The 25,532-nt window shown below is 46.2% G+C and carries 23 protein-coding genes; 22 read left to right on the top strand and 1 reads right to left on the bottom strand.

What is annotated here, in order from left to right; genetic code table 11:
* Window positions 1-164 (bottom strand): IS66 family insertion sequence element accessory protein TnpA (tnpA, locus tag Q366_RS22435; RefSeq protein ID WP_425388333.1); only part of this gene is annotated, 164 nt, incomplete at its 3' end.
* A 52-nt stretch (window positions 165-216) separates the two neighbouring features.
* Between tnpA and Q366_RS17470 the strand changes: the two genes are divergently transcribed.
* The 22 genes from Q366_RS17470 to Q366_RS21405 all read left to right on the top strand — a co-directional run.
* Window positions 217-2,388, top strand: a complete 2,172-nt coding sequence (locus Q366_RS17470; protein ID WP_156968216.1) for a hypothetical protein — start codon at window positions 217-219, stop codon at window positions 2,386-2,388.
* Window positions 2,389-2,726: 338 nt separating this feature from the next.
* Complete coding sequence (locus Q366_RS17465; RefSeq protein WP_156968215.1) at window positions 2,727-3,248, top strand: hypothetical protein; 522 nt, start codon at window positions 2,727-2,729, stop codon at window positions 3,246-3,248.
* A gap of 13 nt (window positions 3,249-3,261) precedes the next feature.
* Window positions 3,262-4,047 carry a hypothetical protein gene (locus Q366_RS17460; RefSeq protein ID WP_035241492.1) on the top strand — a complete coding sequence of 262 codons (786 nt, stop codon included), beginning with the start codon at window positions 3,262-3,264 and terminating at the stop codon, window positions 4,045-4,047.
* A gap of 63 nt (window positions 4,048-4,110) precedes the next feature.
* Window positions 4,111-5,766, top strand: coding sequence for a phage tail sheath family protein (locus Q366_RS20505; RefSeq protein ID WP_051958132.1), 1,656 nt, complete (start codon window positions 4,111-4,113; stop codon window positions 5,764-5,766).
* A gap of 50 nt (window positions 5,767-5,816) precedes the next feature.
* Window positions 5,817-6,260 (top strand): phage tail protein, encoded by a 444-nt coding sequence (locus Q366_RS17450; RefSeq protein WP_035241490.1) that lies wholly within the window; start codon window positions 5,817-5,819, stop codon window positions 6,258-6,260.
* 63 nt (window positions 6,261-6,323) lie between these two features.
* Window positions 6,324-6,692, top strand: coding sequence for a hypothetical protein (locus Q366_RS17445; RefSeq protein WP_035241487.1), 369 nt, complete (start codon window positions 6,324-6,326; stop codon window positions 6,690-6,692).
* Window positions 6,689-6,889 carry a DUF6760 family protein gene (locus Q366_RS17440; protein ID WP_035241484.1) on the top strand — a complete coding sequence of 67 codons (201 nt, stop codon included), beginning with the start codon at window positions 6,689-6,691 and terminating at the stop codon, window positions 6,887-6,889. Before Q366_RS17445 ends, Q366_RS17440 begins: the two co-directional genes overlap by 4 nt.
* 23 nt (window positions 6,890-6,912) lie before the next feature.
* Complete coding sequence (locus Q366_RS17435; protein WP_035241481.1) at window positions 6,913-7,374, top strand: phage tail protein; 462 nt, start codon at window positions 6,913-6,915, stop codon at window positions 7,372-7,374.
* Window positions 7,375-7,417: 43 nt separating this feature from the next.
* On the top strand, window positions 7,418-10,255 hold the full coding sequence (locus Q366_RS21410) for a hypothetical protein (protein ID WP_156968214.1): 2,838 nt from the start codon (window positions 7,418-7,420) through the stop codon (window positions 10,253-10,255).
* Window positions 10,255-10,878 (top strand): CIS tube protein, encoded by a 624-nt coding sequence (locus Q366_RS17420; RefSeq protein WP_035241473.1) that lies wholly within the window; start codon window positions 10,255-10,257, stop codon window positions 10,876-10,878. Before Q366_RS21410 ends, Q366_RS17420 begins: the two co-directional genes overlap by 1 nt.
* A gap of 26 nt (window positions 10,879-10,904) precedes the next feature.
* On the top strand, window positions 10,905-11,939 hold the full coding sequence (locus Q366_RS17415) for a phage late control D family protein (RefSeq protein ID WP_035241471.1): 1,035 nt from the start codon (window positions 10,905-10,907) through the stop codon (window positions 11,937-11,939).
* Window positions 11,940-11,980: 41 nt separating this feature from the next.
* The gene (locus tag Q366_RS17410) at window positions 11,981-12,661 is read left to right on the top strand and encodes a phage baseplate assembly protein V (RefSeq protein WP_035241468.1); all 681 of its coding nucleotides are present in this window, start codon (window positions 11,981-11,983) and stop codon (window positions 12,659-12,661) included.
* Between the two features lie 28 nt (window positions 12,662-12,689).
* Window positions 12,690-13,082 (top strand): GPW/gp25 family protein, encoded by a 393-nt coding sequence (locus Q366_RS17405; RefSeq protein ID WP_035241466.1) that lies wholly within the window; start codon window positions 12,690-12,692, stop codon window positions 13,080-13,082.
* A complete protein-coding gene (locus tag Q366_RS17400) occupies window positions 13,083-16,493 on the top strand; it encodes a baseplate J/gp47 family protein (protein ID WP_035241464.1) in 3,411 nt (1,136 codons plus the stop codon). It begins immediately after the preceding gene.
* On the top strand, window positions 16,474-17,709 hold the full coding sequence (locus Q366_RS17395) for a baseplate J/gp47 family protein (protein WP_035241461.1): 1,236 nt from the start codon (window positions 16,474-16,476) through the stop codon (window positions 17,707-17,709). The genes Q366_RS17400 and Q366_RS17395 overlap by 20 nt, the downstream gene beginning before the upstream one ends.
* 42 nt (window positions 17,710-17,751) lie before the next feature.
* Window positions 17,752-18,696 carry a hypothetical protein gene (locus tag Q366_RS17390; RefSeq protein WP_035241458.1) on the top strand — a complete coding sequence of 315 codons (945 nt, stop codon included), beginning with the start codon at window positions 17,752-17,754 and terminating at the stop codon, window positions 18,694-18,696.
* Window positions 18,693-20,813 (top strand): bactofilin family protein, encoded by a 2,121-nt coding sequence (locus Q366_RS17385; protein WP_035241455.1) that lies wholly within the window; start codon window positions 18,693-18,695, stop codon window positions 20,811-20,813. The genes Q366_RS17390 and Q366_RS17385 overlap by 4 nt, the downstream gene beginning before the upstream one ends.
* Window positions 20,814-20,828: 15 nt before the next feature.
* On the top strand, window positions 20,829-21,215 hold the full coding sequence (locus tag Q366_RS17380; RefSeq protein ID WP_035241452.1) for a DUF4280 domain-containing protein: 387 nt from the start codon (window positions 20,829-20,831) through the stop codon (window positions 21,213-21,215).
* A 23-nt stretch (window positions 21,216-21,238) separates the two neighbouring features.
* Entirely contained in the window at window positions 21,239-21,823 is a 585-nt protein-coding gene (locus tag Q366_RS17375; RefSeq protein ID WP_035241449.1) for a Pvc16 family protein, read from the top strand.
* A gap of 16 nt (window positions 21,824-21,839) precedes the next feature.
* Window positions 21,840-22,925, top strand: coding sequence for a hypothetical protein (locus tag Q366_RS17370; RefSeq protein ID WP_035241445.1), 1,086 nt, complete (start codon window positions 21,840-21,842; stop codon window positions 22,923-22,925).
* A 13-nt stretch (window positions 22,926-22,938) separates the two neighbouring features.
* A complete protein-coding gene (locus tag Q366_RS17365; protein ID WP_035241442.1) occupies window positions 22,939-24,288 on the top strand; it encodes an ATP-binding protein in 1,350 nt (449 codons plus the stop codon).
* A gap of 204 nt (window positions 24,289-24,492) precedes the next feature.
* Window positions 24,493-25,532 (top strand): eCIS core domain-containing protein (locus Q366_RS21405; protein WP_211251913.1); only part of this gene is annotated, 1,040 nt, incomplete at its 3' end.

Genomic DNA, 25,532 nt, shown 5'->3' with positions numbered 1-25,532 from the left:
TTCCTTTTCCAGTATCCGAAACGATGGCGGGTCAAATCGTTCTGTCTACAATACTCAGCTTGACTGAGACCAGAATTTTTCCAATTATTCAAATGTTCTTGGTAAAATTCGCAAAGAATTGCCGGGGACTCCTGGCCGTTAATTGGGGTGATATTTTTTTTCATACTGGAGCAAGCATCCTTTTTATCTATTCGTTAAAAGATGGCCCACTATTTCATGAAAAACACCTCTCTGGAAGATGGGGTTTATAGAGCGCTTACGTATCTCACAACATCTGATGGCAAATCCCTATTGGAACAGGTTAAGGCATTGTCAACCGTTTCCGGAGGAACTTGGTTCGGCGGTGCTTTTTCATATTTAAACGATCCTGTCATCTCAGATGATGATTTTCTAAACCAATATGTGGAAGACCGCTCAAAATATGTTGTGACGGATCCGACAAATAAGCTGCCGGAAAACCTTGTTCTGGATAAACTGCCCGAAGGAAATTTCGGAAAGTGCATTAGCAGTGATTTTGCGTATTTCCCCAATCTTATTGCTTCAATGTTTCAGATGTATCAACAAAATGCAACGCCCCTGGGATCAACTTATCAAACATTTGTCGGACAGTTGATCTTGGAAAAATTCGGCTTATATTCTGGAGGCGATACAGAGCCTGATTCCACCTTTTCGTATGATGAACAAACAAAAAAGGAGATTCTGGAAAGAAATCCAGGCCTTGCGAATAAAACGGTTCATCTCTATCCGGTCCCGGAAGCAGGCAAACGGTTACGCAGACCTTTTTGGATCAGCAATTTTTCAATGCTTACCAATAGTGTTGCGCCTGATCATCCTGTCCGGCTGGTAATTCCTGTGCAATCCACTCCTTTTTATACTGGTGTTTTCAGTTCTCCGCCAGGCCTAGTGGACAATAACAAGCAACCCATCGGTGGCGGAGGCGTGGAAACCTTTGCTTTTAATTCGCAACCCAGTTCGTTTAAGCAAGATACTGATACTGTTTATCAGCACCGACTTTTTTCCATTGCCGATAGCATTGGCGCCAGCAGTTCGTTTTATGCTTATTTCTTGATGGGTCAAAATCAATTTAGTCCAACGCCCAAAGATTCCCAAGGATGGAAAAACACTGTGGGGGGGATTTTAGGTATGATTGATCAGCTCAATCTGGAAGATATCTTTCAATCTATAATAGCCGTGTCAAATCAGAAGACGGTCAAAGCCGGTTCTTCCATTCCCACAGAGCACAATTTGGATGAATTGGCAGCGATGGCTGTTGATATGCTGAATATTACCGGTTTGACGGAGAAACTGAACAAGCTGGGTATTAAGGACATTAACGAAGTGATTACCGCTGCATTCAACTATTTTCAAGTCAAATTTCCTAACCTGAACTTGATGGACGGGTTAATGGATGCCGGCGTTGCATCGTTCATTTTGCTAATGATCACCTCTTTGATTGATAATGTGACGCAACGGGCTGGAGACCAATCAGCCAGTGTTATCAATTCATTTAATAATCTTTTTAAATCGTGTCCATTGTTACAGACAATTAAAAAAGATATAAAAAATTTCGAGACGATAGCAAAGGATATCAAGACAATAGTAAAAGATTTCGAGATAATACCAAAATATATTGATGCTGCCGCAAATGAGGTGGTTCCAATGCTTCATGAGCTGGTCCCCAGGTATTATTACTGGTCAAAACACAATGCCCAATCGCAGCAAAACTGGGCCTTTCAACCCGATGAGTTTTGCGATGGCGGTATTCTGGAAAACTATGGTATTGCCAACATGCTCACTTATACGGATATTGACAATATTATTTGCTTTATCAATTCATCTCCGATAATACTGAATGCTGGGTACTTTGATCCTCAAATCCAAGGGGATGCTATTATCACAGGTATAGAAATTGACAGAGGAATTCCTCCCTTGTTTGGCTATCATACCTATAATGCTGAAATCAGGGGCTATGTTCAGTATAAGGAAGGGGATACATCAGATATCCTGAATAAAAACAACCAGGTATTTCCAAAATCGAAGTTCTATGAAGTTCTAACCGGTCTTATTAAAGCAAGCGGCCGTAATTGTCGTCAGAAAAGTACCAACTTCAAACAGGCTCTTACTACTGTTGATAATGCTTTATTTGGTGTCAAAGGGGGCCGAAAGGTTAATGTGCTGTGGTCTTATTTGAATTACGCCCAGGATTGGGCAGCCGGACTTAATGAGGAAGTACAGGAGCAAGTCCGGAATATCAAAGATTTTCCGAACTACACGATCTGCTTTATGCAATACAACAACAGAGAAATAAATTTGATGTCCGGGCAGGCCGCTTGGAATGTTGCTGGAAACAAGAATAAAGACTTGTTTATCAGCATGTTTGAATCATAAACGATACGCTGATATTTGGATTCAAAATTTATTGCTCTCCGCTTCCATGAATGGGACAAACAGATATAAACAAAATCTGAAATGAGCGAATGCCAAACATGATAACACCATCAAAAAAATTTTTAATTTGTTTGATGGTTATACTTTTTTCCGGATATGGATATGGTGCGGATCCCATTGCCAAGTCGGTGCAACCGGAAACCGGAACCGGGAGCAAAACGGTAAAACTCGTATTAAACGATCTGGTAAATTTAGAGACATCAGATACCGGGTTAACCTATCAATCCAACGATTTCCAGATATTAACATTTCAACCGCAAGGGGAATACGCCGTTAACATGACAATTGCTTCCGGTGGAAGTGACAACCTTGCCATCACCCTGCCGCCGGGTTCTCCAACTGCCTATGCACTCGTACACAGGTTTAACAAAAACGCCATCAGCATCACCAATCAAAGTATTGCCCAGACAACGGTCAGTGTAGGATATTTTGGACCGGCAGCCGGCCCCACACATGCGCTTCCGGCAGCCGGCGGGAAGGTGGGGCTTGCACAATATCAATCCCTGGGGTTAATCACAATGGCACGTCCCATGATGCTCACCATTGAGTGCCGCAATGAGGCATCCATGCTGTTTGCCTTGATGGCCGGGGCAGAAGCACCCAAGCTGATCGCCCTCAATACAGACAAAAATAAATTACCCAAACAATATGCCGGACTCACCGACTATCTTGAAATTCAAAAAGCCAATGTTTACACCCTTTCTAAAAACTGGGACGGGGTGGCGCTGTTTATTGTTAACATTTCGATTCAAAAGGCTGATCAGGGTAACGTCTGTAATTGTGTGATTTCCCCGGAATAGGAGCTAATTTAAGATGAATACCAACTCTCCGGCAAAACCACTGAAACTAAACATCCGGATGCCTGTGACCCGGTTTCCATTAAAAATCGCCATATTACTGGCATGGACTCTTTCACTTGTTTTCCAGGTAAAAGGCTTTGCCGGTGGTGCCCCCCAAAGCATATCCCTGCCAAGCACTGGAGTACCAGTACGCATTGGACAAGGGCAACAGGCCTGGCTTCGGGAAAGTGATAAAATGGACATGGTGCTTTTACTGGCAAACAGATCAAGCGGCTTGTCAGGTGAAATCGTAAAATACAGTTTGGTGTCCGGCAGTTCCAGCTATATTAAGCAATTGGACGTGGGCGATCCCCGGCCCCAAATCATTATCAAAAACTGGAATGGGGACAATCTGGTGATTACCAACCTCAGCACTTCCGGGACAGCGCTTCTTGATATCCGTTTATACAGTGGTAATGCGGTGCCTGATGTTGCCTTGTCCAATGATTTCAAGCATACGGATCTCAAGCAATATCAGACCGCAGGCGGCCAGATTGCGTCAAATTCAGCCTATTTACAGGTGGGAGCGTCCTTTGAGAACGGCATATTCATTATTTTCCTGGGAGATATGGTGAATACCTTCCAGGTGAATGCGAAAGAAGATTACAGAGATTCAAATGAGTTCAAGACCCAATCAAATGTCTACAATATCCCGTTCAACAACCAGACCGGAAAACGGCTTTTCATTATCAATGCATCCAAAACACTGACCGTCCAAGGGTATGTGGCATACAAAGAGCTGACGGCACAAGAAGAGTAGTGTTTTAACATACGCTGAATCGTAAACGTATTGGAACCATTATCAAATTAAAAGGAGAGAGTGATGACAACCTATAATAAAACAGCACCGGGTGTTTACATTGAAGAGGTCCAGCAAAGTCCCATGATAACCGGGGTTGGCACTTCAGTAGGCGGGTTTGTCGGCTGGTGCCAGACACCTGCCAAAGGAGGCGCCGAAGCACAATTTATTACCAATTTCACTGAATTTACCAATAACTTTGGTACATTTATTAATAAAAGCTACCTGGCGTTTTCAGTGTATTCATTTTTCCAGGAAGGCGGCACCCAATGCTATATTGTGAACTTGAACGGTGTATCCGTAAAAGAAACACCTCCAAAGACAAAACCCAAAGAAACGGAAAAGAAACCGGATAACAACACAACGATTCCAGGTAAAAAAGGGCAGCTGACGATCACCGCCGAGGAAGGGGACCTGTCCATACAATTCTCAACCACCGCATTTGATCAACAAATCAAAGCTATTGTCAGTGGCAGCACAACGACCGATGACGAGACTTTTCCGCCGGCTGACTCGGTTTCAGGTTTGGTAGACAACATAACAGCAAAAAGCAAACTGATTAAAGCCGTGCTGACAGGCTCCATGGACTTCAACGAACTAAAAAACGCCGGTAAGATATCACTTAAATACGAAGGGCCTGCCAGCGGCAGCGGGGAAGATGACCCAAAGACCTCTGGAGGCGGCAGCGGAGGAGATGACCCAAAACCTTCGGGTGATGACGACCAGGACCTCACCAAATTTGCAAACGATAAGATCACGTCCAGCCTCATCGAAACAGGACTCAAGGCGTTTAACGTTGTTGAAGACGTCAACCTGATTATAGTGCCGGATGTCGCCTTAATAACGAATGAAGATGACCGAAATACGGCGTATCAGAAAATCTATGACTATTGCGGGGCAGGCGAAAAAGATGGAACCCGTAAAGACCTGTTTTTTGTTGGAGATATCCCGGGGGCAAACACCAAATACGGCGACGCTAAAACCTTTGTAAAAACTTTGAATTCAAAAATCGGAGCCAAAGGGGCCAATTTAGGCGTGGGTGCCTTGTATTACCCCTGGATTACGATTCAAAACCCGGTTCCCGCGTTTAAACCCGTCCCCCAAACTGTTACGGTACCTGCATCCGGGGCGGTTGCAGGCACTTATGCGGCAACCGATGCCTCGCGCGGCGTCTTTAAGCCGGCCGCGGGGATCAATGACGGGCACCTGGGTCTGGCACTCTCCGTAACTGAAAAATTATCCCAAACCGAGCTTGGCATTGTCAATGAAGCCGGAATTAATAATATCAGGAATGTCCCAGGCTCTGGAATTTGTATCTGGGGCGCGCGGACAACCGCTCCCAAAGGACAGGAATGGCAATACCTGAACGTCAGGCGGTTGTTTATCTATGTCGAGCAATCCATCAAAAGGAGCAGCAACTGGATTGTATTTGAGCCCAATACGCCCCAGCTATGGGGGGTCATCATCCGAAACGTCACTGCATTCCTTACGAATCTATGGAGAGAAGGCGCGCTTTTCGGAAGCTCGGCCGAAGAGGCTTTTTTTGTGAAAGTAGATGCGGAAAATAATCCGCCCGAGCAGCGCAGGCAAGGATACCTGGTGATTGAAATCGGCATCGCACCTGTTTTCCCGGCAGAGTTTGTCATCATTCGGATCGGCCAAAAAACCCTTCCGGCTTAAACGGGAAATAACCGTCTGATATTCGGAATAATTTTAAGGAGAATGGAAAAATGACAGCAGGAAAAAGAGTAGACCCCTATCAAAATTTCAGGTTCAGAGTTGAAATTGACGGCATCCAGATCGCCGGATTTTCAGAAGTTACCATTCCGGATTCCACCACTGCGGATATAGAATACCGGGAAGGAACTTATCCCACCCATGTGAGACATCTTTCCGGACTCACCAGCTCCGGAAATATTTCACTCAAGCGGGGAATCACCGACGGCATGGATCTTTACAAGTGGAAACAAACGGTGGAAAAAACAGGGGCCGGAAGCGCCCGTAAAAATATTTCCATCATTCTGATTGATGAAAAAGGCGATGACAAATCCCGCTGGGACATCGTCTATGCCTGGCCCAGCAAATATGAGCCCGGATCCCTGGATGCCAAGGGAAGCGATGTGCTGATCGAGACCATGGAAATTGTACACGAAGGCATTACCCGGGTTAAATAGCACCGGACCAGTTGCAGGTATGTGGCGGATATATAACAACCATATTCAAAGGGAACATTGCCAATGGAATCATTTCAAACTGAATTCAATTTTATTTTACCCATGGGATACGTTGACAAGGAAGGTACATTACACAAAGAAGGCACCATGCGGCTGGCAACGGCCGGCGATGAAATAATTCCCCTGAAAGACCCCAGGGTCCAGCAAAACCCCGGATACTTGTCAGTCATTCTTCTTTCCCGGGTCGTCACAAAACTGGGCGGCCTGGACATAATTAATACAAAAGTCATTGAAGATTTGTTTGCTGCTGATTTTGCATACCTCCAGCAGATGTACAACCGTTTTAATCAAACCGGCCATTCCCAAATCAATGCGACATGTCCGAAATGCAATCATACTTTTGAAGTAGAGGATGAGTTTTCGGGGGAATGATTGGCTATCCCCTTGACCGTCTTTACGAGGAGATAGCCTTTATATCCTATTATTTTCATTGGGATTATAAAACCCTCATGGGAATGGAACATCCGGAAAGACAACAGTGGGTAAAGCAAGTCAGCAACATAAATAAAAAAATCAACAGGGATGGCGGAAAAGACGGCTCTTCCGTTTCCATTTTGTCCGTTACCTAGATACAAATTCCGGGAGGAAAAATTTGTCTGCCCCCAGCAGTTCGTCTCAAACCAATGGTCACGCCAAAGAAGATCCCTATAAAAATTTTAATTTTGTGGTTGAAATTGATGGGATGCTTGCTGCCGGCTACAGCGAGGTATCAGGATTGAACGTGGAATTAAACGTCGAGCGAAAGAATTTTGGCGGTGAAAACGATGTGGAGTATAAATTCCTGAAACCGGCAACCTACTCTGATTTAATTCTTAAAAAAGGCATTTCAGAGTCCGATTACATGTGGAACTGGTATGAGCAGACCATTAAAGGCCAAATACATCCCCGGAACGGAAGTATTTATCTGCATGACCCGAATATTTCCCAAAGGAAAGTATGGAATTTTTTTCATGCCTATCCCATAAAATGGGATGGCCCTTCTTTGAACGCAACTGAAAATAATGTCGCCACGCATAGTATTACCCTTACCTACCGGCAGTTGAGCAAGGGTTAAAACGTAACCAATAAATTCTCTGAAGAAGAAAGCAAAATATATCATGCTTGCGATTCAGCCCCTGACAAATAAGGAATTCAACTCTTTTTCTGTTAATTGGACGGCCCAAACAAAATATCTTACATTTTTTAAAAATATTTCGAACAAATATGGTTTCATCAGAGGAGAATCAGGTCCGGACTTGATCTTCCTTTTCCCCCTCATCCCCGTACCACCCCATACCCGCAACAATCAAAATGCCCCCCCAATATCACGGCAATTTATTCTGAATATCTTCTTTGATCAATTCTACAATGCCAATATCGGATCTGACACAGCCAACATTATTCATGTGAGGAAAAAGTCCTCTCTTTACCTGGTATCCCACCGCCGTGGACAAGCAAGCCACATCAAATCGTCACACGTCCAGCCAATAGACCGTTTACACAAGCCGTTCCATAATGCGATAAAACGGATCTCCATTATTCCCAGGGGCATGTCACACGCTTTTGCGCCGCTAGAAAAAAAGAGGCGGCACGGAGAGTTAAATCCTGCCATGATGCCGCAACCGGCACTAAATTATCCTGTTTCTCTCGGTCAACAGCCTTATTTGCGGAATGCAGGACCAACCCATATAAAGTGTTCTTCTTCGTGGACTTCGTGTGCTTTGTGGTTTAATCCGCACATTTACCACGAAGAACACGAAGTTCACGAAAAAAATTCGGTCCTGGCTTATCTGAAACGCATACCCAATCCATGTGCGTTAGACCAGTTGCAGAATGCTGTAAATCTGCTTTCAACCTACCCTCGTCACCTATTTCAAAGGATTTCATCCCATTATTTTCATCCCCTGTCAAAAGAATGGATTCACAGGTCGTTAAATACTTTTGTCACAAGGGGGAGTTACAGAACAAAAAACCAGGCAGGGACAACTGAACTGGCGAATTTTCATCCGGGTTCTCCTGGTCAACACAATTTCTTTCAGAATACAATTCAAACGGTTTCTATTTTACCACTGCAAAAAAAACGGAATGCAGGACCACCCCATATAGAGTGTCCTCCTTCGTGGACTTCGTGTGCTTCGTGGTTTAATCCACACATTGACCACGAAGAACACGAAGTTCACGAAGGGAGTTCGGTCTTGGCTCGTCTGAAACGCATACCCACGCCATGCGCGTTAACCCAGTTATGGATTCACAGGTCGTTAAATACTTTTATCACAAGGGAGAGTTACAGAACAAAAGACCAGGCCGGGACAATCGAACTGGCAAATTTTCATCCGGGTTCTCCTGGTCAACAAAATTTCTTTCAGAATACAATTCAAACGGTTTCTATTTTACCACTGCAAAAAAAACGGAATGCAGGACCAAACCATATAGAGTGTCCTCCTTCGTGGACTTCGTGTGCTTCGTGGTTTAATCCCCACAGCTACCACGAAGAACACGAAGTTCACGAAGGAAATTCGGTCCTGGCTCATCTGAAATGCATACCCACGCCATGCGCCTTAACCCAGTTATGGATTCACAGGTCGTTAAATTCTTTTGTGACAAGGGAGAGTTACAGAACAAAAGACCAGGCAGGGACAATCGAACTGGCAAATTTTCATCCGGGTTCTCCTGGTCAACAAAATTTCTTTCAGAATACAATTCAAACAGTTTCGATTTTACCACTACAAAAAAAGAGGAGACACGGAGCGCAGGAGCCTTCCATGACACCGAAACAGCCACTAAATTATCCTGTTTCTTTCGGTCAGCAGCCTTATTTGCGGAATGCAGGACCAACCCATATAGAGTGTCCTCCTTCGTGGACTTCGTGTTCTTCGTGGTTTAATCCCCACAGCTACCACGAAGAACACGAAGTTCACGAAGGAAATTCGGTCCTGGCTCATCTGAAACGCATACCCACTCCATGCGCCTTAACCCAGTTATGGATTCACAGGTCGTTAAATTCTTTTGTGACAAGGGGGAGTTACAGAACAAAAAACCAGGCCGGGACAATCGAACTGGCAAATTTTCATCCGGGTTCTTCTGGTCAACACAATTTCTTTCAGAATACAATTCAAACCGTTTCTATTTTACCACTACAAAAAAAGAGGAGACACGGAGCGCAGGCACCTGACAGGGCACCGAAACAGGCACTAAATTATCCTGTTTCTTTCGGTCAGCAGCCTTATTTGCGGAATGCAGGACCAACCCATATAGAGTGTCCGCCTTCGTGGACTTCGTGTGCTTTGTGGTTTAATCCGCACAGTTACCACGAAGGACACGAAGTTCACGAAGGAAATTCGGTCCTGGCTCATCTGAAACGCATGCCCACTCCATGTGCGTTAACCCAGTTGCAGACCCCTCGTCACCTCTTTCAAAGGATTTCATCCCATTACTTGTGTTTTTTGCAAAAAGGAAGGAATAAAGGCAGGCCCAATGCGGCGATGATACCGGACTTGACAGCTCACGTTCCTGACGCCGGTGGCCAGCAAGAATATTTGCCCCCCGCACAAAAAAAACGTATGGTGTCTTACCCTCAAATGAGGCTCCCGGAGAAACCTGACAACTTGCTGCCATATCATTCGAAAACAGCGGAAAAACAAGCCGGTCAGGAAAAAACAGAACAAAGAATCCGAATTTTCCATGACGCAAAGGCTCTACTTGAAGATATTGTATATAAACAAAACACAAACATTGATCAATTGCTCAAACAGTCTATGAAGGCGGAACAAATTCAACAGAAGAACCATGGCAATATGATTCAGCCCAAATATCCCGGACAGGAATATCCCCCGGCACAATCCGATGCCGCCATGACAGGACTCTCACACCGGGAAACCCAAAAACTCGCGGGCCAGGTATATCAATTGATAGCCAAGCAAGTCGCATTTGAAAAAAGGAGAAGGGGACTTTCCTGATGGTGGAAAAAGCAGAGATTATTGTTGTGGAAGATGGCAACCGGAAAATCCGGGTCATGTTTAATCCGAGTGAATATGAAACAACCATCGCGGCCAAATTTACCGGAAAAGACAGTGCCCTGCAGTATAGCGCAACAGACCTGGAAGATTTTACCGTCTCGCTTTTTTTTGATTCATACGAAGCCGGAAAAGACATCCGGGAAGAAACAAAAAAAATTGCCGACCTGACCCTGCCCACCTATTCGGGAACCAGTACGAAAAGGCCGCCGATATGTCTTTTCAGCTGGGGTGGATTTACATACCGGGGCCTGGTTTCCAAGGTCCGGCAGAAATTTACAATGTTTTTGTCAACGGGCATACCTGTCAGGGCGGAGCTGGATGTGACCTTCACCTCCCGCTTAACCGGGGAAAACGAAAAAAAATACAGCGGAAACGAGGCCTGTGACAAATACACCACGGTCAAGGAAGGGGACCGTCTGGATCTCATTGCATACGAGGAACTCAAAAATGTAAAATATTGGAAAAAAATTGCCGATGCCAACAATATAACGGATCCCCTCAGGTTTCCCGCGCAACACATTGGAAAGAGACTATTTATCCCGGATATTGCATCCATTGAATGATACTTATGCATAGCCATGAGATGCCCATGAAAGAAATTCAAGTTCCCAATTTTGACATTTATAAAAACGGCAGTAAGCTGTCCTTGAAAGAGAAGGCCTGTGTCGAAGAAATCATTATAGATGAAAAAAAAGATATCCCGGCATCATTTATGATCAAATACAATATTGTGGATTTTAAAAAGTTCGCGTGGGACGCCATCGACCTGGTGGAATTTCAAATCGGAGACACCATCCGGGTGGATCTGGGCATGGATCAGCCCCAACAGGTCATATCCGGCGAAATCGACAGCATGAATGTGGTTTTTGGTGAACACTCATACATGGAAATAAGCGGGTTTAACCTGCTTTACAAACTCACATTCGGCAGGAAAACGCGAAAATTTGAAAACATGACCGCCAGCGACATTGTCTCCTCAATTGCATCTGAAAGCGGCCTCAGCCCCCAGGTGGATTCCACGAAAACCAAACATGAAATCATCACCCAAAACAACAAAAGCAACTACCTGTTTCTGATGAATCTGGCAAAGCGAATTGATTATGAGCTGATGGTGAACGACAAAACCCTCATTTTTCGAAAATCCCGGGAAAATGACAGTCCCGTGGTAAAATTCACATTTGGTGTGGATATCTTCGATTTTTCAACACAAATGGTCAATCTGGACCAGGGAAGCCAGGTTGAAGTCAGGGGCTGGGACATGAATAAGAAAGAGGCGGTGACCGGCTCCGCATCCAGCGGTGACGAAGATGGAAAAATGGGAAAATCGGAATCCGGTTTTTCCATTGCAAGCAGGCAGTCGCCTGTCCAGTGGCAGACCGCCATGCCGGTTGACCGGCAGGATGCCGGGAACCTGGCCAGAGAACGGTATAACCAGTATCTGATGAAATTTATGACAGGATCCGGGCAGTGCAGCGGCAATCCTGATATTCGACTGGGAAAAACCATTGACATACAAGGACTTGGGAAACGGTACAGCGGCAAGTATTATATCCATGCAACCACCCACAGACTGGATGAAGATGGCTATTATACTGATTTCTCCGTCCGGAAAACGGCAATTTAATCAACTTCATTTGCGCATACCTGCACGATTAAGGAGACCCCATGGAGGAACTTTTTGAAGGACATGAACGCGATGCCATGATAGTTGAAGGGGTGGTGATCGGGATTGTGACGGATAATAAAGATCCGGATAACCTGGGCCGCATCAAAGTGAAGTACCCGGTTCTGGACCAGACACTGGAATCAGGCTGGGCCCGCATGATCACGTTTATGGCCGGCAAAGACCGCGGTGGATATTTTCTGCCGGAGGTGAATGATGAAGTTCTCGTGAGTTTCGAATTCGGCAATATCAATCACCCGTATGTTCTGGGGGCCTTGTGGAACGGCGTGGATACACCGCCCCTGAATAACGCCAACGGTGAAAACAACATCCGGGAAATTAAATCCCGAAGCGGCCACATTTTCAAATTTGACGACAAATCCGGTGATGAACAGATAGAAATTATTGATAAAACCGGGAACAACAAAATACGGATCAGTTCCAAGGACAATACCATTACAATAGAAACAGCCAAAGATATCGTACTCAAAGCCCCCCAGGGGACCATCACCCTTGAGGCCAATCAAATCAAGATAAAAGCCACGACAGAACTGAGTATGACCTCCTCGGGGACCGGAAAACTGGAAACAACCGCCAGCCTGGCGGTGAAATCCAGCGCAATCGCCGATGTCGAAGCAAGCGGCATCATGAATATTAAAGGCTCACTCATCAATTTAAATTAGCAGTCGTGCAAATTTAAAGGAGTTACGGATGACATTCACTGATTTTTTAGGTACCGGATTCAATTTCCCACTGAAAATTGAGAATGGCAGGGTTGCCCGGGCACAGGGAGAACTATCCATTCGCCAGTCAATCATATTGATTCTGGCCACGGCCAAGGGGGAAAGGGTGATGCGGCCTGATTTCGGATGCGGAATCAATGGACTGATCTTTGAATTAAACACTGCCAAAACCGCCACCCAGACATCCTATCTTGTCAGGGAAGCACTGGAAGCATACGAACCCAGGATCGACATCCTGAACGTCGATGCCCAGCCCGATGGAAAAAACAGGAATAAGCTGAACGTGATGATCGAATACCGGATCAGGAGCACAAACGCAAAACAGAACATGGTATACCCGTTTTTCCTGGAGGCGCGGTAATTGGATTTTTCACATCCCCAAAATGAGTTCATACCCTTTAAACTGGATTCCCGGACCGAGGAGGAAATATACCGGGATTGCCTTGCCCTGGCCAGGCTGTATTGTTCGGAATGGGCCAATGTCCACGGCAGCACGCCTGACCCGCGGGATTTCGGCCTGGTTCTGTTCAACCTTTTCGCCAAATTAACAAAAATTGTCACCACCCAGGTGAACCAGATCCCTGAGAAGCAATTACTCACTTTTTACGATTTCCTTGGCATGGAGCTATATCCGGCCAAGCCGGCCGATGCCTTGCTGACATTCGGCCTGTCGGAAAAATGCAGGCAAATCGTCCATATTCCCACGGAAACCAGGGTGGCATCTTCCGGAAATCCAAAAGTCATTTTTGAAACCGTCAACGACCTGGATGCGGTTAATTTGCCGATCCAGTCGGCATTTTTATTTAACCCGGATGAGGATGCCTACCAGGATATCACTTCCCAGGTTCAAAGCCGTGAATCGGTATTTTCCCTTTTTCCCGATAAGCTGTCGGAGCCTGTACAGTTTCCACATATCCTTTACCTGACAGCGCCTGATTTCTGCTTTAAAACCCCTTCAGATCTCACGCTTCGCTTCTCTGTCACGCCGGATCTTCTTACCGGGGAAAATGTAACATGTTACTTTAACCAATGGTCCGGGAGTGAAACGGCCAAAAAAGAACCCAGTACAATAGATAAAATAACTTTCAACGGCAAATCCATTGAGATCAAGTTCAAGGACGTGGTGTTAAAACAAACCACTATTCAGGGGACTGCCGAATACTGGCTTCAACTCTTCCCACATAAAGAGCTGTTTTATACCATAAAAGATGAAAAACAGTGCCGGAACACCCCGGAGGCACTCCGGATAGAGCGGATCAGCTATGATTTGTCAGCCCAGAATCTTCCCTTTGACGGCATATTTGTGAATGATGTGCCTGTACAAGCGGAAAAGGGATTCTATCTTTTTGGTAAAATACCCCAAAAATTCGATACGGTTTACTTTGGATGCCGTGAAGCATTCGCCCCCGGATCAAAAGTCACCATGACCTTTGAATATTATCCCGGAGTGCCGTCAGAGCACCTCAAACTTCAGTGGGAACACTGGACAGGCCAGGAATGGCAGGAATTCAAACTGGAGTCTCCGGCCAACCCGTTCCTGTTTGGGCAGAAAGCGTCCGGGAAACCAGATTCCGGCAAAGACAAATCAGATCAGCCCCAAATCCAGGTGGTTGAGTTCACCTGCCCAAATTTTGATACATCAAAAGTCAATCAAGTTGAAAGCAGGTGGATTCGCATCCGGATCATTAATGGTGACTACGGCGGACAATATGTCCCCGCGGCCATAGATTCGGATGAGGCCAAAAAACTCCAGTCCCTTCTGGATAAGGAACTGGACGGGCTGACTGAAAACTGGATTTCCCGGGTTTTTCCGGATTCAAGTGAATTCCAGATTAAAAAAATATTAAATTATGGGAAAACCACCCTTGATTCGATTGTGGAAACAGTCCTTGACATCATGAAAAAGGGAACCTTGTTTTGGAATCCTGTGTTAAGGGGCCTCTCCTCGGGCCTGGGCCTGTTCATCGACCATCTGCCCGAGACCAAAACAATCAAAGAACGGAGTAATATCATTCACTTTGCCGGATTGGCCGTCCAGACCCTTAACCAGAAATTTAAAGAACTCTTGGGACCCTATTTTAATGCAACGCAACTCATTAAAAAGCTGACAAAACAAAATTGGATGTTATGCCATCTGGAAAAATGCACCCCTCCTTATATTGACAGGGTTGCCATAACATATGAAATAACGGATAAGATATTGCCCCAGTATCAGGCCTACAACAATTTTTCATTTGCCGGCCCCCTGTCACTGCCCTTTACCCCCTACGTTAAAAAGGAAGGATTACCCGGATTTTATCTTGGATTTGACGGGAATATGCCAAATGCCAACTGGAACGCATATTTTGCTTTGGACAATCCCAAAGTAAGCCGCGATAATGAGTATCACAATCCCTGCTCGCTGAATCTGACATGGGAATACTTTCGTGAAGATAAAGGGGAAAAAACCACCGGTGACAGCACAAACTGGACTGCCCTGCCCATTCAAAAAGATGAAACGGTTTCCTTCCGGCAAAGCGGTATTATTGCATGGACCTATCCTGGGGATATCGGATCCCATCCGGAATTTAACCAGACAAAACAATGGATTCGCGTCGGGTTAACCCCCAAGGACAAACCGTCATCACAGGTTAATTTAAAGGGGATATACCCCAATTCGGTCTGGTCAAAAAATTACATGACCGTGCATGACCAATTTTTAGGCGCCAGTAATGGCGAAGCAAATCAAGTTTTTACCTTGTCTGCCCATTGTATTTTCGATAATCCGGAAATACTTGTCAGGGAAGCGTTTTTACCGGATACGGTTCAAATGGAGATCATTAAAAGAGAAGAAGGCGAAAACGCCATTCTGGAAACAGAAAATGGCAACAATGAAACCGAAATATGGATACAATGGCATATGGTGCGCTCACTGACCCTGTCAGGGCCCTGTTCCAGGCACTACACCCTTGACCGGGAAAAAGGCGAAATTCAATTTGGAAATGGCTCCCAAGGCATGATTCCGCCCGTGCTGCCCAACAACATCAAGGCAATGCAATATCAAAAAGGGGATCGTGTAAGTGACATCCCAGCCCAAAAACAATTGACCAAAATACAAAAAGCCATTCCGGATGTCATTGATGTCACCAATTATTTCCCTGCCATAGGCGGAAAAGGCTTTGAAAATATCCGGGAATTTCTCAGCCGTGTGACCAAGAGCATCAAAAGAAGGGACCGCGCCGTCACCAAAGGTGATTTCCAATACCTGGCCCAAAAAGCCTCGGACCTGGTCTGTAACTCAAACTGCATCCTTAACAAACCCGATGAGATACTGGACATCCTGATCGTGCCGTCATCGGAATACGGCAGCCCTTACCCGGGAACGGAACTCATTGACCTGGTCACGGAATACGTCCAGGACCGGGCCCTGCCGCAATTAAAAAATAATATACGGGTAACAGCCCCGACCTATCGCCTCATCAATGTGGACGCCACACTGACGGCCAAACCTTCTTTTCCGTTTAACAAAGTTGAAAAAACCGTATCCGATACCTTACAGATATTTTTTGATCCGACTGTCAGCCAGTGGAACTTTGGCGCAACCATATTCTATTCCCAGGTCAAACATACCATTCAAACCTGCCTGGGAGTTGAAACGATCTGTGACCTGACACTAAGGCTGACATGCAATACGGAGGCTGTTTCAAACCTGAATGGAGAGCCGATTCTACTGAAAGAACGTGAATTGCCGTATCCCGGGGAGATAAGGATTCATGAAAATAAAAATTCCTGATCTGGATAAAAATTATGAGGATTTAATAGATGAATTAGTTCAATCCATACCGAATTTCTCAGCGGAATGGACTAATTTCAATCCTTCGGATCCCGGCATTACGCTGCTGGAATTATTCTCCTATATTGCCGAGTTTCTTATTTACCGCTCAAACCAGGTGACGCAAAAGACTTATTTCAATTTTCTCCAGCTTATTGCCGGTGCAAAACAATTAGACCCATTAGATGATCTGCAGGCGGATCTGCTGGACCAGGTAACGAAATGGGAAAAAAATCAACAAACCGATCTTCCGACAATCCGGGCCATGGTTCAAAGATATTGGAGTTATACCAACAGGGCCATCTCCACCAGGGATTTTTATGCATTGGCCCTGGAAGCCTATTTCAGTGTAGATACCGCCATACCGGCCCCGAATATTAACTACCGCGAACTGACACTGACGCAGCTCGAACAGATACGGCGGGTTATTGTCATTCCGGATGAAGACACCTTTGCCATCAATGTGATGTTGAATCCCCCCCCGGAACCGGCGCTGGATTCCGGCGCATTACTCCTGGCGGTGAAAAACAACCTGATTACCAAACGCCCCATCGGAACGGTTATTAACGTCAGGATGGTGCATTATACATACATATGCCTGTACATGGCGCTGACGATTTCCAGCTCCTTTGCGGAAAAAACCATTGAAGACACCATCAGGACAAAAATCAAAGCCTACCTGAACTCCATCACCGGCGGCAATGACCACAAGGGCTGGCCAATGGGACAAAGCCTGGGGTTATACGAATTGAAGCTGATCGCCGAAGATGTGGAAGGTGTGGAAGAAGTGGATCAGGTCTGCCTTAATCATTACGAGGTAATTGATGAAGATGGTGAAAAACAGCTGCTGAAGAGTCTGGGTCAAGATGCGGCAAAAAAAATTTTCCCCCACCTGGCCAACATTAAAAATCCCGGCACATACCTGAAAACAGGATCATCAGCAGCGGAATCGGCGATCTTTTTGAACAATTATCTTAAATCCCCGTTACTGGTGATTGCCCATCCCCAGGATACGATAAAAGTCATCCGGAAAAAAGCGGACACGGCAAAAGCCAGGGAGGCGGAAGACAAAATTCCCTTTAAAAGTGTCTTTGTTCCGGAATTAGTCAAGCTGCAGGATATTACGTTCGTATATAAGCTGGAACAAGGGCGTGTCGATGGAACCTTTAGTCATTAATTTTGTAATTGATTTTTCTTTTGCCCTGGGAATAAGACTGGCATGACACAAAAAAAAGAATCACACAGTACCTTTCTCAATCTTCTGCCGCTGCCGTTCCGGGCAAAGCTGGATTTTATTTCAGAGGCGTATTGGGACAAAGATAATTTTACCAACAGATTCCTGAAAATATTTGAAAGTATATTGACCGGTGATGAAACGCTCCCAATTCCCGGTGCAAAACAGCATGCCATAAAAAGCATTGCCAAAATTCTGGATGCAGTACCAGACTATGCCTGTCCGGATTGCGTTCCCAGGCCCGTACTTGACGGTGATTTCGGCACCTGGTTCATGGGGCGGCTGGGATTGGAGTTCACCGGTACCTGGACCTATTACCAGAAAAAACAGATGATCAAGAACATCATTCCCATCTACCGGATGCGGGGCACCCGGATCGGGCTCCAGGCATTCATCAGTATATACACGGGCTATGAGGCTGAAGTATACGAAATCTTAGGCATATACGGCATCGGATATTACAGGGCTCCGGTAAATTCTGTAGACGGACTGGAAAATTTAGACCCGCCAAACCCCAAAATCATCCGGAAGACCCGTATCGGAAGGGATACCGTGATCGGCGGGAAAATGGTGCCAAACCTTTTTATTATCAATGCAACCATAGAATCATGCAGGGAAAAGGACTCACAAGGCACTGACAGTCTAAAGCTGAAACAAAAAATAGATAACCTGAAGCTGCAAATTGAATCTGAAAAACCTGTCTATACATACTACCAGCTCACCATAAAAATGACCATGCTGCAGGTCGGTGCCAGGGGCAGTTGTACCATAGGTGTCAATACTATCTTGAGGGAAAACAACATGATTGTGGAGACCGCCAATAGTTGGGATGCAAATAACAATACGAGCGTTAAGAATACTAATATTGAAAGTGCGGATGCCTCCCCGGAACCTTCCGGGATAAAGAGAGGAGAAAACAGGGCAAAATGACACAGACACTGAACAATCCAACCAGGATGAATTATTACAACGGCCTTTTTATGCAGGCCGACGATTTCAACACGGATCAGCATTACCACATGGCGATGCTCCGGCTCCACAGCCAGTACCTGCACAATGAATCCGGGATATTTTCAGGGTTGACATTGCAGAATATCAAGGTGTTTGATACGGGCACACAGGCATACCAGGTTCAATTGGATGTCACAAAAGGATTTGCCCAGTGCCGCCTGGTAAAAATGGCCCAATGTCCAGAACAAAAACCGGGCGCCCAGGAGATGAAGTTGTCAGCCGGCCTGCTGCTGCCCGAGGACACAACGGTGACCATACCTGATTCCATATCAATTGACCCCAATGGAGAGACTTCAGTGTATGTGACGATCGGGTATCAAACCCTGCATGAAGATTATGTAGCGGACAAGGGCGACAAGAAGATACATATCGTGGAAAAACCCTTGATCGGGTTCTCCACCCAAGATCAATCCGGTGCGTTTAAGACGTGTGATGACGGATTTTCCTATGAAGTGATCACGCTGGGAAGGATTGTAATTACCCCGGCCAAAGCACCAGCCGCGGAACCGAAATATGACTGCCGGGATCAGGTTTACCTTTTGAACGAAACCATCTCCGTATCAAAACCGGCCCAGCAATTCATTACGCAAATCGGGGATGAACATGCCATTACATCACCGGACCCCAACGCCATCCTCCTGGTTGGCGGCGGCATACAATGTTCCGGTATCTTGAAAGCCGGCCGGGATATTACCACCTCAGGCGGGGGCATCACGGCACAATATGATATCTGTTCAAAAAACGGGGGCCTGGCGGCCCAGAATGACATCCGGTCCAGCAGTGGCGGATTATCCGTTAGTAAAGATATTCAATCCTCCGGCGGCAAATTATCCGTCAGCGGAGATATAAAATCCTCCGGCGGCGGGTTAACGGTTCAACAGGATATGTCAACCAATAACGGGAACATCAATGCCAAACAAGGCACTCTGACCGCTAAAAATGCCGTCATCACCGACAGCCTCTCTTTTGGAAATGATCCAAGAAAAAATTTCACATTAAAACAGGGCCTGGATATAGAAACCGGGGACCTGACCCTGGAATCCGGACATTTGAACATATTAAAGGATGGGGCAAACATTACCGGTGATGTACAAGCCCGGAATATCACCGCAAAGGGGAATTTAACCGCCCGGGAAGAGACCCTGCTGGAAAAGACAACCATATCCGGTATACTTCATACTAAAAACGACGTTCAGGCGGATCAGAACATTACCGCCGGCGGAGAATTGGCTGTTAAAAAAAATGCCACCTTTTCGGAAAATCTGACAGCCAAAAATATCACGGCCACCGGTTACCTGACAGTGAAAGAAAATATCAACTGCACGGAAAATCTGACAGCCCTGAATATTACGGCAACCCAGGGACTGGAGGTCAAGCAGAATATTGATGTCACGCAGAATATCAATGCAGGCGGGACCATCCAGGCAAACAACCTTGTTGCCGATGACGGGACCATCCATAATGCGCTGACCGTGAAAAAGAACCTGGCCGTGGATGCCGATGCAACAATCCAAAAAAATCTGACCGCCAACAGTGTGACATCCCTTTCCACGCTCACGGCAAAAGAGATTAAACTCAACAGCGGATATTCAACCCAGAACGGAAAAGTGGTCAGGGATTTTTTCACCTTTTCAAACCTAGGGTCAGCCACCTCCAACGCCCCGGTTTACCTTGAAACCAATATCACCACCAACACACCGCCGGGCCGGTTGTTTATCTACAGGATCCTGGTTGAAGGCTACAGTCTGTATTCCGGGGTCATAAACGCTGATGTGGCCGGAACCGTCAACGGCAAAAAGCCCACCAGGGAGAATAAAACAAAAATTCTTGACGGATTTGCCAATAACTACGCCAGTGGCGCCGCCATATACCAATATATCAATAAAAATGGAAATCTTGTGATCCGGCTGTCGCCCCAAACCAGCGACAGCAACACCACGTACCAGGTGGGACTGAGTGTCTCGGCCTGGTTTTTTAACGAAGGATTTCCTGAAATCTGCGTCACCAAGGCACTGCAAACCCAAAATCCACTTTAAAGGAAACCCAAGTATATGGGAATTCAGGTATGTATGGGAGGGACCATCATGTGCACCTTTGGTACCGCACCCTCAACGCTCACCATCCTGCCGGCAAACCGGGTGAACACCTCCCGGATGCCGGCAGCAACCATCATGGACAACATTCCCCTTGTAAACATATTGCCTTTTGGCCTGTGTACATCCCTGGCCAACCCGGCTGTTGCCGCGGCCACGGCCGCCGCCATGGGGGTGTTGACCCCCCAGCCCTGTATCCCGGTCATCCCCGGGCCATGGGTGCCGGGTGTTGTGACGGTGCTGATCAATAAAAAGCCGGCCCTGAACGATTCCTGCAAACTCTTCTGCACCTGGGCCGGAGTCATATCCGTCACCGTTCCCGGGCAGTTTCAGACAATGGATTAACGCAATAAAAGAAAGTCCCTGTTATGATTGATGAGGCATTAAAAATTATAAAATCACAACTTCAACAATTCATACGCCTGAAAATGCAAATTGATAATGTTGAGGAAAAAGTCGTGTTGACATCCATCGTTGACCAGCAGGGAAAGTCCACCATTCCCACTGATTCAGTGGGGATTACATTGTACCGCATTGAAGAGGACCAGGTTTCCGAAGTGGAACAATACACCCTGGACCCGGACCACCGGGCCGTAAGAACCCGTCCTGCCGTGAAACTGAACCTTTACATCCTGTTTGCCGCGAATTTCAAGGATTATTCGGAATCTCTCAAATATATCCGGGCCGTTCTGACCTTTTTTCAGACCAAAAGTTATTTTGACACCACCAATACACCGGACATGCCCTTGGGCATGGAGCCCATGAGCCTGGTTCTCCATACCCAGAGCGTGGATCAGCACAACCATACCTGGGGATTATTCGGGGGGCATTATATACCCTCGGTCATCTACCGCCTCAGATCAGTTTACATCCAGGAAGACCAGGTCATTGATGTGGATGCGCTTGTGGAAGAGATGGATATCATTGTGGAGGAAAAACCCTTTTCATCCTAAGGACGCCCGGTAACCAATGAAAATGAAATTCAAAAAAATATTTCAATTTCAAATAGACAGCGGCTATTTCCCAAACAGGGATGAACCCCTTTTTAATTTTGCGCCCACCGGGTCATGCCGTAATACGTTGAAACAGCATCAAATCACCTTCCGGCCCGTTTCAAACGGTTTTTTCCTGTTTTGCCAGGTCACAACCACCAATGAAGATAAAAACCGGTTTAAAATGTTGATCCCGCCCCGTGACAAACTGGATTTAACATTTGCGGCCTATTCCCCGCATCCCAACCTTGCCTGCTTTTCCGCACTTCCCCTTCAGATGCCGCGGCACTCAGCATATATTTTCAACAACCTGGATACCACACCGTATAATGACAGCGGCCTGTACCTGATCCCCAATACCCCGGAAGCCTTTGCCGCAAAAAAATACCGTCTACCGGTGTATGCAAAAAAGTTTTCACTTCCCTGTAACGCCATTCAAGGCCGGGAAACGCTGCGCCTCTTTAGATGTGGTGATGCCTCGCCCCTTCCCGGACAAACGCTCAAAATTACAGACCAGACCATTTACGTTGACCTGGCGGATCACCCGGCCGGACAATACGAGATACGGGACCGGAAAGAAAAGCGCCTGCAGTTTTACGCGGACAACCAACTCTCATGGCAAACACCATTTGCACTCCTTGAGTTTCAGGTAAACCGGAAAGTGCCGCCCCAAAGCCGGTTCATTGAGATCAACTCAGGCCGCCTTTCGTTCAAACATTTTTTAATATCAATTCCGTCACGGTTGACCACATGGCGCTACTACGTTATCTGCAAATACAGCCAGTTAATTGACGCGTCAAAATTGCGGATAGACGCCCCCCTGCCCACCCACGCGTTTTTGCCGGGTACGCCCATACAATTAAAAAACGGCGTAAAAGCCACCTGTTTTGTATCGGAAAACCCCATCTCCCTGACCCAGGCCGGTGTCAAAGGCATTGAATTAAATCTGCATGAAGACGGCCGGGAAAACCGGACACTGATTTCCAATCTTCCAAATCCAAATGAAGGCAGTATTTCATTTGATAAAAATAAACCCTATTCGGATATATATGTCTATATTTAGCGCCTGAAAAATCATGGTATCCCCCACTGAAAAAAACGCGAAAGTGCTCCAGGCTGAATTTGACTGGTTTGAAGCGGTCTTAAAAATGAGGATCGAAACCTATTTTGACCCAAAACCGGATGAACCGGATCCCTTGGGATTACCATGCCCCGGCATTGAAGCCGATACCACCCCCTATGCAAGGCAGATCATCCGACACCAATTCTCCGCTGAAGAACGCCTGGTGATACTGCTGGCGCTGGCGCCTTGCCTGAAACCGAATCTCCTGGACATTTTCCTGACAAGAAACAAACTCTATAACTGCCCGTTCACGGAATTCGGCGGCAGGCACCAAAACCTTCACAACGGATTTCTGCCGACCATTCAAACCGCACTGTTTCTCCTCAGCGGCAATAACCTTTCCAAACGCCTGGCGTATCACCGTCTATTCGATACTGGCCACGTTTTCAGGCAAAGGTATCTTCTGGACCTGGAAGTTCCGGAAAAAAAGGCCCCGTTTACCACAGCTCCCCTGTGCCTGACCCCTGAATTCCTGGACCGGCTCATTTACGACCAGGCAAAAGACCCGGATTGGGGGGAACATTTTCCGGCCAAACGATTATTAACGCAAATGGCCTGGGAGGACCTGGTCCTGATGCCCCAAACAAGAGAACAATTGAGGGAATTATGGACCTGGTCCGCACATGGCCATGAACTGCTCAATCACTGGGATATGGGAAAACGCCTCAGCCCGGGATACCGGTGCCTCTTTTATGGTCCGCCCGGCACCGGGAAAACCCTGACCGCCAGCTTATTGGGAAAAAGCGCCAACCAGCCGGTGTATCGAATTGATCTGTCCCAGGTTGTCTCCAAGTATATCGGAGAAACCGAAAAAAACCTGGAAAAGATCTTTCAACGCGCCGAACAAAAAGAGTGGATCCTGTTCTTTGATGAAGCCGATGCCCTGTTTGGCAAACGCACCCAGGTCCGCGACGCCCATGACCGCTATGCCAACCAGGGAACCTCCTACCTGCTTCAACGGATTGAGAACTGCCCCAATATCGTCATCCTGGCCAGCAATTTGAAGGAGAACCTGGATGATGCATTTACCCGCCGCTTTCAATCGGTTATCTATTTTCCAATCCCCCGGAAAAAAGAACGCCTCCAATTGTGGCGGCAGTCTTTCAGCCCCGCCTCCCGGCTGGAAAAGGACATTGATATCGAAAAGATCGCGGAAGAATATGAAATGGCCGGAGGCGCGATTATGAACGTTATCAGGTATGCCTCTTTAATGGCCATTTCAAGGGATACAAAAACCATTACCATGAAAGACTTAAACCGGGGCATCCAACGCGAGTATGCAAAGGAGGGCCGCACAGCATGAATCCTCTTGCGGGATCTGAAACTGAAGACGCGCTCTTCCGGCGTCCAGTCTCTGGGGCGTTTTTCTTTTGATTTCAAGTTGATGTTATGCCTTTTCTGTATTCTCTTAATCATTTGCCAATAGTTGACCGCCCAATCCCAAATTCTTTTAAGGGAGTTGGCTTTCAAACCGTAATGCAGTCTCATAATGCTTAAAGGAAAAATTATGAATACTCACGCTGACAAAACACAAGAGAATAAAAGTCAATCAGTTTCTGTCACTGGTCTACAGTTGCAAAGCAGCGGTGAGTCTATTTTTCAATCTGTCGATAATCGCCATGAGACTGTTGTTCAAAGGAAATTGCAAGAGATAGCGAATAATAGTCCACGAACAATGCAGTTGAAAGCTATTCAGGAAATGCCTAACAATAGCCCACAGGTTAATCAAGCAGTTCAATTGCAGGCTATGGCTGATAACTATGCTGCTCAACAACAGCAGTCAATTCAAAAGAAAGAAAACAACACCGGTCTTCCAGATGATCTAAAAACGAATATTGAAAATGTATCCGGATACTCAATGGACGACGTAACGGTCCACTTAAATTCAGCAAAACCAACTCAATTACATGCATATGCCTATGCACAGGGTACAAACATACATATAGCATCAGGACAGGAAAAACACCTACCTCATGAAGCATGGCATGTGGTTCAACAGAAACAAGGTCGTGTAAAGCCTACCATGCAAATGGAGGGTGGGGTAAATGTAAATGATGATAAATGTTTGGAGAAGGAAGCGGATGTAATGGGGGATAAAGCCCTGGAGATGAAGACGGAGGCAGGGAATAATAAAAAGATAGATTCTGATTTGATGGATAGACGATCGAAGGGGGGCGCACAAAGAAAGAAGAGAGAACAACCGATTGGATATTCTGATTTTTCTCCGATCCAAATGCTAATGGGCAATGTTGAATCTGGATATTTCCGTTTGCGACATCCTAGGCATCCTATAATTGCGGATTGGGTGGTTAATGTGGGGGCTGACTGGATACATGCCGAAAGCATCTATAATTTAGCTGTTCTTTTAAATGCTCCCACTCAGGCCTATACGAATTCCTTAGCTCCGTTGGTAACGGACCTAATCGGAAAAGGTACAATCCCAGATCTTGCAGCTATGATTCCTGCTGCGGTGGCACAGGGAGCAACGATTGCAGAGGCTGATGCATTACTGGTTGCTTCGCCAAACGGAGCGGGAACCACAAATGC

Origin of the sequence: Desulfobacter vibrioformis DSM 8776 (assembly GCF_000745975.1) — a bacterium.
Classification (GTDB): domain Bacteria; phylum Desulfobacterota; class Desulfobacteria; order Desulfobacterales; family Desulfobacteraceae; genus Desulfobacter; species Desulfobacter vibrioformis.
This window is presented reverse-complemented; position numbering and strand designations above follow the sequence as displayed.